Source organism: Mycobacterium sp. MMS18-G62, from assembly GCF_053877835.1.
The window spans coordinates 886,729-901,430 of record NZ_CM132662.1; the positions used below are offsets into that span (position 1 = coordinate 886,729).

At 64.9% G+C, this 14,702-nt stretch carries 16 protein-coding genes; 9 read left to right on the top strand and 7 right to left on the bottom strand.

Features of this window, described 5'->3' with window-relative positions; translation table 11 throughout:
* Nucleotides 1–104: 104 nt before the first annotated feature.
* Genes ACWW36_RS04320 through ACWW36_RS04345 form a run of 6 tightly spaced genes read right to left on the bottom strand, consistent with a single transcriptional unit; the run spans nucleotide 105 to nucleotide 6,725 of the window.
* A complete protein-coding gene (locus ACWW36_RS04320) occupies nucleotides 105–1,376 on the bottom strand; it encodes a DUF4032 domain-containing protein (RefSeq protein WP_456140369.1) in 1,272 nt (423 codons plus the stop codon).
* Between the two features lie 2 nt (nucleotides 1,377–1,378).
* On the bottom strand, nucleotides 1,379–2,458 hold the full coding sequence (locus ACWW36_RS04325) for an ABC transporter ATP-binding protein (RefSeq protein WP_456140370.1): 1,080 nt from the start codon (nucleotides 2,456–2,458) through the stop codon (nucleotides 1,379–1,381).
* 40 nt (nucleotides 2,459–2,498) lie between these two features.
* Nucleotides 2,499–3,368: a carbohydrate ABC transporter permease gene (locus tag ACWW36_RS04330; protein WP_456140371.1), complete on the bottom strand. Its 870-nt coding sequence runs from the start codon at nucleotides 3,366–3,368 to the stop codon at nucleotides 2,499–2,501.
* Nucleotides 3,368–4,342, bottom strand: coding sequence for a carbohydrate ABC transporter permease (locus tag ACWW36_RS04335; RefSeq protein WP_456140372.1), 975 nt, complete (start codon nucleotides 4,340–4,342; stop codon nucleotides 3,368–3,370). Before ACWW36_RS04335 ends, ACWW36_RS04330 begins: the two co-directional genes overlap by 1 nt.
* A complete protein-coding gene (locus ACWW36_RS04340; RefSeq protein WP_456140373.1) occupies nucleotides 4,342–5,706 on the bottom strand; it encodes an ABC transporter substrate-binding protein in 1,365 nt (454 codons plus the stop codon). The genes ACWW36_RS04335 and ACWW36_RS04340 overlap by 1 nt, the downstream gene beginning before the upstream one ends.
* A gap of 14 nt (nucleotides 5,707–5,720) precedes the next feature.
* Entirely contained in the window at nucleotides 5,721–6,725 is a 1,005-nt protein-coding gene (locus ACWW36_RS04345) for a sugar-binding transcriptional regulator (RefSeq protein WP_456140374.1), read from the bottom strand.
* 105 nt (nucleotides 6,726–6,830) lie between these two features.
* Here ACWW36_RS04345 and ACWW36_RS04350 point away from each other — a divergent pair, with 105 nt between their 5' ends.
* Genes ACWW36_RS04350 through ku form a run of 4 tightly spaced genes read left to right on the top strand, consistent with a single transcriptional unit; the run spans nucleotide 6,831 to nucleotide 11,163 of the window.
* Complete coding sequence (locus tag ACWW36_RS04350) at nucleotides 6,831–7,832, top strand: NAD(P)-dependent alcohol dehydrogenase (protein ID WP_456142358.1); 1,002 nt, start codon at nucleotides 6,831–6,833, stop codon at nucleotides 7,830–7,832.
* Nucleotides 7,829–9,253: a mannitol dehydrogenase family protein gene (locus ACWW36_RS04355; RefSeq protein ID WP_456140375.1), complete on the top strand. Its 1,425-nt coding sequence runs from the start codon at nucleotides 7,829–7,831 to the stop codon at nucleotides 9,251–9,253. Before ACWW36_RS04350 ends, ACWW36_RS04355 begins: the two co-directional genes overlap by 4 nt.
* Nucleotides 9,250–10,218: a carbohydrate kinase family protein gene (locus tag ACWW36_RS04360; RefSeq protein WP_456140376.1), complete on the top strand. Its 969-nt coding sequence runs from the start codon at nucleotides 9,250–9,252 to the stop codon at nucleotides 10,216–10,218. The genes ACWW36_RS04355 and ACWW36_RS04360 overlap by 4 nt, the downstream gene beginning before the upstream one ends.
* A gap of 9 nt (nucleotides 10,219–10,227) precedes the next feature.
* Nucleotides 10,228–11,163 (top strand): non-homologous end joining protein Ku, encoded by a 936-nt coding sequence (gene ku / locus ACWW36_RS04365; RefSeq protein ID WP_456140377.1) that lies wholly within the window; start codon nucleotides 10,228–10,230, stop codon nucleotides 11,161–11,163.
* On the opposite strand, the gene ACWW36_RS04370 is transcribed toward ku, so the two are convergent.
* The gene (locus tag ACWW36_RS04370; RefSeq protein WP_456140378.1) at nucleotides 11,164–11,631 is read right to left on the bottom strand and encodes a glucose-6-phosphate dehydrogenase; all 468 of its coding nucleotides are present in this window, start codon (nucleotides 11,629–11,631) and stop codon (nucleotides 11,164–11,166) included. It abuts the gene before it with no gap.
* A gap of 187 nt (nucleotides 11,632–11,818) precedes the next feature.
* Between ACWW36_RS04370 and ACWW36_RS04375 the strand changes: the two genes are divergently transcribed.
* From ACWW36_RS04375 to ACWW36_RS04395, 5 genes are all read left to right on the top strand, one after another.
* Nucleotides 11,819–12,610, top strand: coding sequence for an SDR family oxidoreductase (locus ACWW36_RS04375; protein WP_456140379.1), 792 nt, complete (start codon nucleotides 11,819–11,821; stop codon nucleotides 12,608–12,610).
* A gap of 10 nt (nucleotides 12,611–12,620) precedes the next feature.
* The gene (locus tag ACWW36_RS04380) at nucleotides 12,621–13,694 is read left to right on the top strand and encodes an NAD(P)H-dependent amine dehydrogenase family protein (RefSeq protein WP_456140380.1); all 1,074 of its coding nucleotides are present in this window, start codon (nucleotides 12,621–12,623) and stop codon (nucleotides 13,692–13,694) included.
* 29 nt (nucleotides 13,695–13,723) lie between these two features.
* A complete protein-coding gene (locus ACWW36_RS04385; RefSeq protein WP_456140381.1) occupies nucleotides 13,724–14,011 on the top strand; it encodes a hypothetical protein in 288 nt (95 codons plus the stop codon).
* A gap of 38 nt (nucleotides 14,012–14,049) precedes the next feature.
* Nucleotides 14,050–14,298: a hypothetical protein gene (locus tag ACWW36_RS04390; protein ID WP_456140382.1), complete on the top strand. Its 249-nt coding sequence runs from the start codon at nucleotides 14,050–14,052 to the stop codon at nucleotides 14,296–14,298.
* Between the two features lie 101 nt (nucleotides 14,299–14,399).
* Nucleotides 14,400–14,630 (top strand): hypothetical protein, encoded by a 231-nt coding sequence (locus tag ACWW36_RS04395; RefSeq protein WP_456140383.1) that lies wholly within the window; start codon nucleotides 14,400–14,402, stop codon nucleotides 14,628–14,630.
* The last annotated feature ends 72 nt before the right edge of the window (nucleotides 14,631–14,702 follow it).

Sequence of the window (14,702 nt, forward strand, 5' to 3'; positions counted from 1 at the left end):
GTCGACTAGCCCAACGCCGAACGTGGGTTACCGTCACGCTCCAATGCCTCAAGCCGTGCTGGTAACCCACGTTCGCGCGGAAGCGGCGGAAGCGGCGGAAGCGGTTAGGAGTCGTCGTCGATCCGGATGACCGCGAACGGCGCGGTCGGTATCTCGGCGATGGCCATCTTCGCAGCGGAGTCGGTGGGGATGACGTCGCGAGCCAGCGCCGCAAGCGCTCGGTTGGTCCCGACGTCGTGACCGTCGTTCTCGCTGAGTAGCCAACGCACCTCGAGCAGATCGCAGTAGGCCTGGATGGGTGTGCCGGTGTGGTGTACCGCTTCGTGTGCCAACTGCTCGTACGGTGTCAACACCTCGATGACCCACAGCCGAGCAGCGGTCCGCTCGTCGACATCGTGTCCAACTTCGCGGCACAGCTGCGCCTGGTAAGCGCGCAGATCGCCGAGCAGGATGCGGGCCTGCCCTTCGCCGACGTCCAGCCCGGTGAGGTCGTGCAGACGCTGGGCATGGTAGCGCCGATCGCCCACGGCGACATGGAGTTTGAGCTGGCTCGGATCCGCGCTGTCCGCCTGGAGCGACAGTTCGTCGACGGCGAAGCCGAGTTCGTTGAGGCGCCGGATCGTCCCTTCCACGCGGTACCGATCGCTGAACCCGAACACCGGCTCGGCGTGCAGGACCTCCCAGAGCGTTTCGTAACGGGCCTGAACCTGTTCGGCTTCGGCGATCAGCGTGGCGTGCATCTCCTCGGGCTGACCGAGCCGCTCGGCGAGGTCGACCAAACCCTCCGCCACGTTCTCCACCAGAATCTCGAGGTCGTGCCTGCGCTGCCCACGGCTCAGCGACGGGTGTATTTCGGACGTCTCGGCGTCGACCAGCCAGGCCGCCAGTAGCTGCCCGTCGCGCGAGAACAACGTGTTCGCCAACGAACAGTCACCCCAGAAGACGCCGTGGCGATGCAGCTCGACCAGCAGACCCGCCATGGCATCCAGCAGGCGGGCCCGGTGCCGCGGCTGGTCGGGCGGCAGACGCATGAACAGCCTGCGGTACTGCCATGAGCCTTCGAGGTAGCGGGTGACCAGGATCGCGGTGTCGAACTCCGGCTGTAGAACCAGGCCGGCCGGACGCACTGCGGGCAGCCCCATGTCTTCGAGCCGACGCAGCACGTCGTACTCCTTGACGGCCACCCGCGGCGGCATGTCCTTGACCGCCCACAGGTGATCGTCGGCCTCGACGAACTTGACCAGGTGGCGGCTCATCCCAACGGCGATGTCGCGCAACGGAACATCGGGGACCACCCACTCCGACAGCGGTCGGTCCCATGGCAACGCGAGGAGGCCGGGGGTTGGTGCACGGAGCCGCAACTCCGGCGCGCTCATGTTCAGTTGATGCGTTCGCCCGTCTGCGGGTGGAACAGGTGCACCGCCCCCTCGGGATGCCTGCGCAACCGCACCGAGTCGGCCAGTTTGGGCGCCGTGCGCGGATTGCACCGCGCCACCAGTTCGACGCCGGAGCCCGCGTGGGTGTACACGTACGCCTCGCTGCCGAGATCCTCGACCAGGTCGACGACGACCTCCACGCCACCGGAATCGGTGAGCTCGAGCTGCTCGGGGCGGATGCCGAAGGTGACCTCCGACAGGCCGGCCTCGGACAGCCGCGTCAGGTCGGCGCGCTCCAATTCCATTGTGGAGTCGCCGATCTTGACACCGTCGGGCGTGATCGGCACCGTCACGAGGTTCATGGCGGGCGATCCGATGAAGCCGGCGACGAATGCATTGGCCGGCTTGTCGTACAGGTCGTTGGGCGCGGCGAACTGCTGCAGCTTGCCGAACCGCAATACGGCCACGCGGTCGCCCATCGTCATCGCCTCGACCTGGTCGTGAGTGACGTAGACGGTGGTGGTGCCGAGCCGTCGTTGCAGCGCGGCGATCTGGGTGCGGGTCTGCACGCGCAGCTTCGCGTCCAGGTTGGACAGCGGCTCGTCCATGCAGAACACCTGTGGCTCGCGCACGATGGCACGGCCCATCGCAACGCGCTGACGCTGACCGCCGGAGAGCTTGGCGGGTTTGCGGTCGAGGAAGTCGGTGAGGTCCAGGATCTTGGCCGCCTCCTCGACCTTCTTGCGTCGCTCGTCGGCCGAAACCCCGCGCAGCTTCAGCGCGAAACCCATGTTCTCGGCGACCGTCTTGTTCGGGTACAGCGCGTAGTTCTGGAACACCATCGCGATGTCGCGATCCTTCGACGGCACGCCGGTCATGTCCTTGCCGCCGATCTCGATGCTGCCCTCGTCGATGTCCTCGAGGCCGGCGAGCATCCGCAGCGCGGTGCTCTTGCCGGAGCCCGAAGGCCCGACCAGGACGACGAACTCGCCGTCGGAGATGTCGAGGTTGAGTGAGTCGACGGCAAGTGTGTCCGCCTGCTCGTAGATGCAGGAGGCGTTCTTGTAAGCGATTGATGCCATGGCTTCTGTTCTCTTCTCTTCTTCGGGGTGCGGGGGGCCGTTATTTGATTGCGCCGAACGAAAGTCCGCGCACCAGCTTGTTTTGGGCGAACCACCCGCAGAGGATCACGGGCAGCGCGGCCATGGTTGCCGCCGCCGACAGGACGGCCCAGTACTGACCCTCACCGGCGATGAATCCGACAAGGTAAACCGGCATCGTCTGGGCGTTCACCGCGGTCAGGTTCACCGCGAAGAAGAACTCGTTCCAGGCGAAGATCACGCAGATCAGCGCGGTGGCCGCGATGCCGGGCGACACCAGCGGCAGGATCACCTCGCGCACGGACCGCCACAGGCTCGCACCATCAAGGCTCGCCGCCTCGAGCAATTCACCGGGCACCTCGAGGAAGAACGACCTCATCATCCACACCGCGATAGGCAGGTTCATCGAGGTGTAAAGGATGACCAGCGCCCAGATGTTGTCCAGCAGACCGATATTGGACACGATCACATACAGCGGCAGGATAGCGGCGACGATCGGCAGCATCTTCGTACTCATGAAGAAGAACAACGCGTCCTGCGTCTTGCGCACCGGCCGCAGGGACAACGCGAAGGCGGCGGGCGTCCCGAGCAGCAGCACGAGCAGGGTCGAAACGCCGGTAGCGAAAACCGAATTCAGCATCGCAGGCCCGATGCCCTTGTCGAACACCGCGGAGAACTGGTCCAGCGTCGGTGTGAAGAACAACTTCGGTGGACTGGTCGCCGCGTCGCCCTCCTGTTTGAAGGCCGTCAGCACCATCCAGAACACGGGGAAGAAGAACCCGAGCCCGACGAGCCACGCCACCACTCCCCACGGACTGAACTTGCGGCTCTTCTTCTTTGAGGCAGCGGCTGAATGCGTTGCCGCCGTGGTCTTCTCAACTGTGGTAGTCATCAGGCTGCCTCTTCCTTGCCGGAAAACGATTTGAAGATCAACCGAAGTGCGAAGCTCGCGATGATCATTGTGAAGATCACCACGACCACGCCCATCGCCGCGGCCTGGCCCATGTCGAAACCGAGGAAGGCACGTTGATAGATGTAGAACGGCAGGTTCGCGCTGGCGATACCCGGGCCGCCCTGGGTCAGCATGTAGATGGTGTCAAACGTATTGACCAGGTAGATCGCGCCGAGCACGACACCCAGTTCGATGAAGCGCCGAAGGTGGGGCAACGTCAACTCACGGAAGAGTTGAAGCGCGCCCGCACCGTCGACTCGACCGGCCTCCAGGATGTCGCGAGGCATCGACTGGAGGCCGGCGAGGATCAGCAGCATCATGAACGGCGTCCACTGCCAGATCAGCACGACCATCACCATGGTCAAGGGGAACTGGCCGATCCAGTCCACCTTGCCGATCCCGACCAGCGACAGCACCCAGTTCAGGATGCCGTTCGTGGCGTCGAGGATCGTGGTCTTCCAGATCAGCGCCGCCGCAACGGGTGTCACGAGGAACGGGGTGATCAGCAGCGTCCGTACGACACCTCGACCCAGGAATGCGCGATCGAGCAGCAATGCCAGCAGCAGTCCGAGCAATGCCGAGACCAGTACCACGACGACGATCAGCAGGACGGTGTTGAAGGCGACCGTCCAGAACTGGCTGTCCTTGACGACCGCGATGTAGTTGTTCAGTCCCACGAACCGGCGGGACCCGGGGCGAACCAGGTTCCACGACAGCGTCGAGTAGTACAGCGTGAACAGGAACGGAATCTGCGTGACGAGGATCATGAAGATCAGCGCCGGAAGCAACGGCCCGCGTCTGCGCCACCCTTCGGCGCGGCTCACGCCGGCGTCTTGCGCTTCCCGTATCTTGCGAACTCGTTCGGCCACCGCCTTTTCGCTGGCGGCAGCTTCGGTTTCAGCGGTAACAGTCATCACTTCTCCTGATAGCTTCGGCCGACGACCTCGGCGTACTCCTGTGCTTGCTTGAGCGCGTCGTCAACAGACTTCTGGCCGGCGATCGCGGCGCTGATCTGCTGACTCACTCGCGTCCCGAGATCCTGGAACTCCGGGATCCCGACGAACTGCACGCCGGTGTACGGAACCGGTTGCACCGTGGGCTTGTTCGGGGTCGATCCCTCGATCGACTTCAAGGTCAACGGCCCGTAGGACTTCGAGATCGCCTGGTATTCCGGCAGGCTCGTGTACGTCGAGGTCCGACTGCCGGGTGGGACGCGCGCCCAGCCCAGCTTCTCGCCGACCAGCTTCATATAGTCCTTACTGGTCATCCACGAGATGAACTTCCATGCGCCGTCGGGATTCTTGGCACCTTTCGGGATGCCCAGCGACCAGGTGTAGAGCCAACCCGAATTCGGCTTCTCGACGATCGGCGCAGGCAGGTAGCCGATCTTGCCGACCAGATCCGGGTACGTCTTCGGATCTTCGAGCACCGAGACTGCCGATGTGGCGTCGTACCACATCGCCGTTTGGCCCTGACCGAACAGGTTGGCGCACTCCTGGAAACCGGTTGAGGACGCGCCGAGTTCGCCTGCCTGATTGATCAGATTGACGTAGAAGTTGACTGCCTTGCTCACCTCGGGACTGTTGAGTTGCGCATTCCACTTCTCGTCGAACCACCGTCCGCCGAAGGTGTTGATAACGGTGTCCAGTGGCGCCAGCACCTCGCCCCAGCCGGGCTTGCCGCGCAGGCATATACCCGCGTCCGAGACGCCCTTCTCCTTGATGGTCTTCGCCCACTGCGCGACCTCTTGCCACTGGGGCTGGTAGTTCGGATCCTGGTTGACCTGGATCCCCGCCTTCTCGAACATGTCCTTGCGGTACATCAGGAACGACGACTCGCCGTAGAACGGCACCGAGTACATGTTGCCGTCGCGAGATAGCGACTCACGCAGGGACGGAATGAAGTCGTTCATGTCGTAGCCCGGCGTATTGTTCGCATAGTCCGAAAGGTTGAGCAGCCAACCGTCTTTCGCCCACTGCGGGGTTTCGAAGTTGCTGATCATCACGACGTCGAACTCGCTGCCGCCCATCGCGGTCGACATGGTGATCTTGGCTCGCGCCTGGTTCTCCGACAACGTGATGAATTTCAGCTTCGTTCCGGGATTCTGTTTCTCGAACTCCGTCGACAACTTCTGGGCGTCCGTCATCTGCGAGTTGGAAACCAGCGCGATCGTCACCTCGTTCGCCGACGACCCCAAGCTGCCCGCGCCCGCGCATCCGGACGTGACGACGAGCCCGGCCGCCGTGGCACACAATGCCAACTTTCTGAACAGTTTCACGTGCTTCTCACCTCTCACTGCGCCAATAACCAACGCGCACAATCGATGTCACAAACCAAAAGCCGAGCGAGCTTGCCGCGCAGTGCGCCAAGAGTCGCGTGATGCTTTGCCGCGCCGCTGGAGATCAAAATCGTCTTCTCACACGTGCGGATGTCTTCCAGCGGAACCGATACCGCACGCTGCTGAAGTTCGGTGTCGACGGATGCGCCCTGAGCGTCGAAGAACCGGCCCCCGATCTCGCCGACCGCACCGAGCGAGATGAGTTCGTCGAGCATCTTGGTGTCGAGGAAGCTGCCTTCGAACAGCGTCGTCGACGTCGACACGGCGCCCACTCCGAACAGCATCACGTCGGCGCGCCTGCCGGCCTCCAGGGTGCGGGAGATCACGGAGTCGCTGCGCATGGAGGCAACCGTCGACGGGTCGGCGTACAACGGTGCCGGAAGCCGGATAGTGGTGGCCCGCAACACGTCCGCGCAGCGGCCGAGGATGAATTCGGTGCCGGTCTGGTAGGTGGCCGACGACATCGCGCCGTCGAGCTGGACCACCGCGCGGCAGCTGGCGACACCGGGCGCCAGCGCGGTGGCGACGGCGACTTGCTCAGGCCCCCATGTGAATCCGAGAACGTCATCGGCCGAGAGCCGTCGCATCAGCAGTGCGGCCGCCGCCCGGCCCACACTCGCGAATGCGGCGGGGCGTCCCGGCGCTCCGATGTCGACGCCGTGGCCGGCGACCACCGCCTCGGTCAACCCGAATCTCTGCTCGAGTTCACGCTCTTCTTCGGCGTGCAGATCGTCGCTCATGTCCGGCGGGACGACGACCTCGATGCGGACCAGCCCCTTGGCTTTGGCGCGGGCGACCAGCCGACCCGCCGTCGGGCGGGAGACGCCCAGTCGCGACGCGATCTCGGCTTGGGTGAGGCCGTCGAGGTAGTACAGCGTCGCCGCACGCAACGCGAGCCGAAGATCCTCGGGGGTCCCGGCACGCGAGACCACCTCGCCATTCGACGTCGGTGCGGCCACGTCGCCTCCTGTCCGCAGGTGAGCATTTGCTCAGGGGTGCGAGTAGATGCTCATCACGTTAGCATGGCAGGTGTGACGCACACAACACTCTCCCCAGCCGCTCGGATGCGGGCCGCTGTCCTCGTCGAACCAGGCCGCATCGAGACCCAGGAGCGGCCAGTTCCGGCGCCAGGCCCCGGTGACGTGCTGATACGGGTGTCGTCAGTGGGTGTATGCGGGTCGGACACGCATTACTACCGCGACGGTCGACTGGGCAGCTTCGTCGTCGACGCGCCCTTGGTGCTCGGCCACGAGGCCGCGGGCAGAATCGTCGACGTCGGCGATGGAGTCGACCACTCGCGCATCGGTCAGCGGGTTTCGATCGAACCGCAGCGACCCGACCCCGCCAGCGACGAGACCCGCCGCGGCCACTACAACCTCTGCCCGCACATGCGGTTCTTCGCGACGCCACCGGTCGACGGCGCCTTCTGCGACTACGTGACCATCGGTGCGGCTTACGCCCATCCCGTGCCGGAGTCGGTGTCCGACGACGCCGCCGCGCTGTGCGAGCCGCTGTCGGTGGGGATCGCCGCGGTGCGCAAGGCGAGGCTCGCAGCCGGATCGCGTGTGCTGATCGCGGGTGCGGGGCCGATCGGCATCATGGTGGCCCAGGTTGCACGGGCCTACGGCGCGACGGACATCGTCGTCAGCGATCCCGACGAGTCCCGCCGCTTGCAGGCCGAGGACTTCGGCGCGACGACGGTGCTCGACCCGACCACCGGGCCGATCGGCGACTTGCGAGTCGATGCGTTCATCGACGCGTCGGGTGCTCCGGCCGCCGTCGTCGACGGCATCCGCGCGGTGCGGCCTGCCGGGACCGTGGTGCTGGTCGGTTCGGGCGCCGAGACGATGGAGCTGCCGACGCAGGTGATCCAGAATCGCGAGCTGGTGTTGACCGGTGTGTTTCGCTATGCGAACACCTGGCCGACGGCGATCGCGCTCGTGGAGTCGGGACGCGTCAATCTGGACGCGATGGTGACCGCGCATTTTCCGTTGGAGAAGGCCGCAGAGGCCCTGGACTCCGACCGCACGCCGGGTAGCGTCAAGAGTGTGGTGACGGTGTCATGAAGCTCAGCAAGTCGACACTGGCGCAGATCCCGATCGACAAGCCCAGCTATGACCGCGACGAGATCACCGTCGGCATAGTGCATTTCGGGGTCGGCGGATTTCATCGTGCACATCAGGCCATGTATGTCGATCGCCTGCTGGAGATGGGGCTCGCCAAAGACTGGGGCATCTGCGGCGTCGGCGTGCTGCCCGCTGACCGCAGGATGGCCGACGTGATGGCGGCCCAAGACGGGCTGTACACGCTGTTGCTGCAGAATCCGGACGGCACCCGTGACGCCCGGGTGATCGGCTCGATCGTCGACTACCGCTACGCGCCCGACGATCCCGAAGCCGTCATCGAACTGCTGGCGGCGCCGACCACCCGGATCATCTCGCTGACGATCACCGAGGGCGGCTACAACATCGACAACCTCGGTGGCAACGACGTGAACGTGTTCGGCCTCGTCGCAGAGGCGTTGGCACGGCGCCGCGACCGCGGTATCGCCTCGCCGACGATCGTGTCGTGCGACAACATCGAGGGCAACGGTGAGGTCGCGCGGCATGCTTTCACCACGTACGCCGATCGCGTGCATCCCGGTCTCGGTGAGTGGATGAATGCCCATACCCGCTTCCCCAATTCGATGGTGGACCGGATCACGCCGGTCACTACAGCGGACGTAATCGAGGTTCTTGCAAGCGAATTGGGAGTGGAAGACCAGTGGCCGGTGGTCGCCGAGCCGTTCACGTCGTGGGTGCTCGAAGACTCCTTTTCCGACGGACGGCCGCCACTGGACGAGGTGGATGTGCTGCTGGTCGACGACGTGACGCCGTACGAGTTGATGAAGCTGCGGCTGCTCAACGCCAGCCACCAGAGTCTGTGCTACTTCGCCTATCTGGCGGGCTATCGGCTGGTACACGACGCGGCCGCTGACCCGCTCTTCGCCGAATTCCTTCGCGCATACATGGATTCAGAGGCCACGCCGACGTTGAAGCCGGTGCCGGGCATCGACCTGCCCGACTACAAGCGCACGCTGATCGAACGGTTCGCCAACCCCGGCGTGAAGGACACGATCGCGCGCCTGTGCTTCGGCTCATCGGACCGCATCCCGAAGTGGCTGCTGCCCGTCGTGCGCGCGAACCTGGCCACCGACGGCCCCGTTAGGTTGTCGGCGGCCACCGTCGCGAGTTGGGCCCGCTATGCAGAAGGCGTCGACGAGCAGGGCTCTCCGATCGAGGTTCAGGATCAACTGGCCGACACACTCGTGCCGCTGGCCCGCTCGCAGCGCGAGCACCCGACGGCGTTCATCGAAAACACCGACGTCTTTGGTGATCTGGCATCACAGCCACGGTTTGTCGAGGCGTATCTGTGGGCACTCGAGTCTCTGCACCGTGACGGTGCACGTGCGACTTTGGAGACGCTGCTTCGTAAGGAGACGCCATGACTGCATCCGGCGTGCCCGAACGTGCGCTGGTGATCGGCGAGGCGTTGATCGACATCGTCGAACGCGAGGGCACGGTCACCGGCGAGCATGTCGGCGGCAGCCCGTTGAACGTCGCGGTCGGTCTGTCCCGGCTGGGCCGCGGCGTCGACTTCCTCACGCACATCGGCGCCGACCAGCGCGGCCAGCGCATCGTGGACTATTTGAAATCTTCTGGGGTCCAACTCGTTTCAGGAAGCACGACTGCAGAGCGCACGCCTACGGCGCTGGCCACACTCGACGCGAATGGGTCAGCGCAGTATGAATTCGACATCGACTGGCAACTGACGGGGACGGCGCAGGGGGCGCCGCCGCTGGTGGCGCACTCCGGCTCGATCGCGACGGTGCTCGAACCAGGCTGCCGGGCCACGGCGGCGCTGCTGGACGCCTATCACGCGTCGGCGACGATCACGTTCGACCCGAATGTGCGGCCGGCGTTGATTGAGGACGCCGACATCGTGCGCGGCCGCATCGACCGCCTGATCGAACGCAGCGATGTGGTGAAGGCCAGCGACGAGGACATGCGCTGGATCGACCCGAACAGGCCGCCCGAGCACATCGCCCGGACGTGGTTGGGGCTGGGTCCGTCGATCGTGGCGGTGACGATGGGTGACCGTGGTGCGTTCGCCGTGTGCGCGGCGGGGATCGTGCGGGTGCCTGCGCTTCGGGTGAACGTCGTGGACACCGTCGGAGCGGGCGACGCATTCATGACGGGGCTGATCGATGCGCTGTGGTCGCTGGGCCTGCTGGGCGCCGAACGGCGACGCGACCTCGCCCGCATCGGTCTCGACGCGCTGACCGGCGTGGTGCAGACGGCGGCGCTGTCGTCGGCGCTGACGGTCGCCAGGGCAGGCGCTGACCTGCCGGATCGGGCGACGCGGGACGCCGCGGCGGCCGGGTCGGGCCCGTTGTTGCCCCAACCCGGCTAACCTGGCCTTATGCGTTCCATATGGAAAGGTTCGATCGCCTTCGGCCTGGTGAACGTTCCGGTCAAGGTCTACAGCGCGACCGAAGACCACGACATCAAGTTCCACCAGGTCCACGCGAAGGACAACGGACGCATCCGCTACAAGCGGGTCTGCGAGGTATGCGGCGAGGTCGTCGAATACCGCGACATCGCCAGGGCCTACGAATCCGACGACGGCCAGACGGTCGTGATCACCGACGAGGACATCTCGACACTGCCCGAGGAACGCAGCCGCGAGATCGAGGTGCTGGAGTTCGTTCCGGCCAACGAACTCGACCCGATGATGTATGACCGAAGCTACTTCCTCGAGCCCGACGGCAAGTCGTCGAAGTCCTATGTGCTGCTGGCCAAGACTCTGATGGAGACCGACCGGGTCGCCATCGTGCACTTTGCCTTGCGCAACAAGACGCGGCTCGCGGCGTTGCGGGTGAAGGATTTTTCTAAGCGCGACGTGATGGTCATCCACACGCTGTTGTGGCCGGACGAGATACGCGATCCCGATTTCCCGGTGCTGGACAAGGAAGTTGAGATCAAACCCGCCGAGCTGAAGATGGCCGGCCAGGTGGTCGAGTCGATGACCGACGACTTCAACCCGGACCGTTACCACGACGACTACCAGGAGCAGCTGCACGAGTTGGTACAGGCGAAACTCGAAGGCGGCGAAGCGTTTACCACCGAGGAGCAGCCGAAGGAGCTCGACGAGACCGAGGATGTCTCGGATCTGCTGGCCAAGCTGGAGGCCAGCGTGAAGGCGCGACGGTCCGGTGGTTCATCGAGTGACGGGGAACGTCCCGCGAAGAAGGCGCCGGCCAAGAAAGCCGCCGCCAAGAAAGCGCCTGCGAAGAAGGCAGCCGCCAAGAAGTCGCCCGTAAAGAAAGCGGCGAAGAAGGCCGCCGCGAAGAAGTAGCTATCCGGGCAGATCCACCCGCAGCGCCAAGTGCTCATCGAGTATCCGGCGCAGCGCGGCGTCCATCGGATGAGCCGCTGCGAGGTCACGGCAGAAGCCACTGTCGACCACGACAACGTCGCCCTCACGCAGTTCGGCGGTGTCGATCTGATCGACGAACGGATCGAACAACCCGGGCGGCGTCGCCACGTAATACAGCGCCCCGCGCGACTCGTTCAATCCGGCGGCGTAAATGAGTCCTTGCTGCGTGATCACAAAGAGTTCCGAAGTGATCCTGGCATTGGAGGTCTCGGCTGTGCCCCACGCCATCGCCGCGCGCCGGATCTGGGCCAGTCGATCCGGGATGTCGTCGGCGAGCGCGAGCAACCTCTCGACCAGTGGTGCACCCACTTGTGGATATGCCCCGATCGCGGGTCTGAAGTACCGCTCGAAGATCTCACCGAAGAAGTCGTATCGTTGCTCGCTCATCGCGGCTCCCAGATCTCGGACGTACACCCCAATTGTGCGCCCGAACCGTCTGCGGAGCGTGAGTTTGGTCAGCAGTCTTCGGAAAGGGAGTCCGCCTTCCTGAGAAAACTAGAACGTGTTTCAAAAAGGTGCCCCACGAGGCCCCTGCCGCTGCTAGCGTGTCGCCCGGCGAGGGAAGGAAACGAACGTGATTCTTGACAGATTCCGCCTGGACGACCAGGTCGCAGTGGTGACCGGAGCCGGGCGTGGCCTCGGCGCGGCGATCGCGGTGGCATTCGCGGAAGTCGGTGCGGACGTGCTCATTGCGGCCCGGACGCAATCGCAGCTCGAGGAGGTCGCCGACCAGATTCAGTCAGTCGGCCGCAAAGCGCATATCGTCGTCGCTGACCTCGCCCACCCCGAAGACACAGCCAAGCTGGCGGGTGAAGCGGTCGAGGCCTTCGGGAAACTAGACATCGTCGTGAACAACGTCGGCGGCACCATGCCGAATACGTTGCTGACGACGTCGGTCAAGGACATGAAGGACGCCTTCACCTTCAACGTGCTCACCGCTCACGCCCTGACCACCGCCGCGGTCCCGCTCATGCTCGAGCACTCGGGCGGCGGCAACATCATCAACATCACCTCGACCATGGGTCGGTTGGCCGGCCGCGGATTCGCCGCATACGCCACCGCCAAGGGCGCGCTTGCGCACTACACCCGCCAGGCCGCCCTCGATCTGTGCCCGCGGATCCGGGTCAACGCCATCGCCCCTGGTTCGATCCTCACCTCCGCGCTCGAAATCGTCGCGTCCAACGACGAACTACGCGACCCGATGGAGAAGGCCACGCCCATGCGACGACTCGGTGACCCGGCCGACATCGCCGCGGCCGCGGTGTACCTCGCATCGCCCGCCGGCAACTTCCTGACGGGCAAGATGCTCGAGGTCGACGGCGGGCTCACCGTTCCCAATCTCGACCTGCCCATCCCGGACCTGTGAGGAGCTAGCCATGGCCATCAAAGTCGCGCAGATCGGCACCGGCAACGTCGGCCGCCACGCACTGACGCAGCTCATCACCGACCCCCGCTTCGAGCTGACCGGCGTCTGGGTGTCCAGCGACGCCAAGGCTGGCAAGGATGCGGGAGAGCTTGCAGGACTTGACAATTCGACCGGCATCACCGCCACCACCGACCTCGACGCGGTTCTGGCCACCCATCCGCAGTGCGCCGTCTACTGCGCGATGGCCGACAACCGCCTGCCCGACGCGCTCGAGGACTACCGCCGCATCCTGGCCGCGGGCGTCAACGTCGTCGGCAGTAGCGCGGTGTTCCTGCAATACCCCTGGCAGGTCTTGCCCGAGGAGCTCGTCAAGCCGATCGAGGATGCCGCGAAGGCCGGTAACGCAAGCGTTTTCGTCAACGGCATCGACCCCGGATTCGCCAACGACCTGCTTCCCTTCGCGCTCGCCGGCACCTGCCAGAGCGTCGAGCAGATCCGGTGCATGGAGATCGTCGACTACGCGACCTACGACAGCGCCACGGTGATGTTCGACGTGATGGGTTTCGGTAAGCCGCTCGATGAGCTTCCGATGCTGTTGCAGCCCGGCGTGCTGAGCCTCGCGTGGGGTTCGGTAGTCCGGCAACTCGCGGCGGGGCTCGGCGTCGAACTCGACGAGGTGGCCGAGACCTACGTGCGCGAGCCCGCGCCCGAGGACTTCGACATCGCGTCCGGCCACATCCCCAAGGGCAGCGCCGCCGCGCTTCGCTTCGAGGTGCGCGGGATGAAGAACGGCAAAGCCGCAGTCGTGCTGGAACACGTCACCCGGCTTCGTGCCGACCTCTGCCCGGATTGGCCACAACCCGCCCAGGAGGGCGGCTCCTACCGCGTCGAGGTCACGGGCGAACCGTCCTACGCGTTGGACCTCTGCCTGAGCAGCCGAAAGGGCGACCACAACCACGCCGGCCTCGTCGCCACCGCCGCCCGCGTCGTCAACGCGATACCCGCCGTTGTCGAGGCTGCGCCCGGGATCACGACGACCCTGGACTTGCCGTTGATTACTGGAAAAGGGCTGTACGCTAGCTAAATAACCGGGGGCGACAAAAGGACGTGCCTATGCGGAGGATCCTGCGATATCTCACACCGCTCATAGCGGCCGCAGGCGCCGCCGCGGCCCTCGGAGCCGCCCCCGCCGCCATAGCGGACACCACGTTGCCGTCATGCATAGGGGTCGGTGGCAATGACGTCACCGGCGGTGCAACCGAATGCGCGACGCCAGGCAACGTGCAATTGAATGCCACTCCGCCCGAACCGGATTACCCGTATCCGTGGGACGACGAGTTCTACGGCCCAGCGCTGATCATCGGCGGTGGCGGAGGAGGCCACGGCGGCGGAGGCCGCTAACCAGTTTTTATCCGCGGCCCGTGTTAAGGAGGCCAACCATGCGGACCCAGGTTCATTATCTCTCAACACTTTTCGCGGCTGCTGGCGCTTGCGCCGCGGTCGCTATGGCGCCCATCGCCGCGGCCGCACCCCAGTGCACGACCACCGCTCCGAACACGACGCAGTGCCAGACCAACGGCAGCACCGCGATCGTCACCTCACCCCAGCAGAACAACTGGTACGGCGGCTGGCCGTGGTGGGGCGGCGGCCTGGTCATCGGCATCGGCGGTATCGGCATCGGGTGGTAAGCACTGACAGAGGGCCCTGCTGGAGATAGACCAACAGCTCTATTGGATTGGCGGCAGAGCCACAAGTATTCCTAGTGAAACTCGCTGGGAAGGACGCCACCATGGCGAATCGGCTACGGCGCATCGCACCTGTTCTGGTCGCTACCGTTTGGATCACGTTGGTATCCGCACCCATTTCTGCAGCGAGCCCGCAATGCACAAACACCGGCCTTCGCACGACCACCTGTCAGAACCCCGGCAATGCCCAAATCGTCACGACGCCTCCGGTCAACCCATATCCATGGGGCTGGCCGTGGGGCGGCGGCTTCGTCTTCAGCATCGGCGGCTGGTGACCCACGAGCTTGACCTAGCATTTCGGGTAACCTAACTTTTCTATTCGTATCTCCGGATAGAAGGTGGGTTGG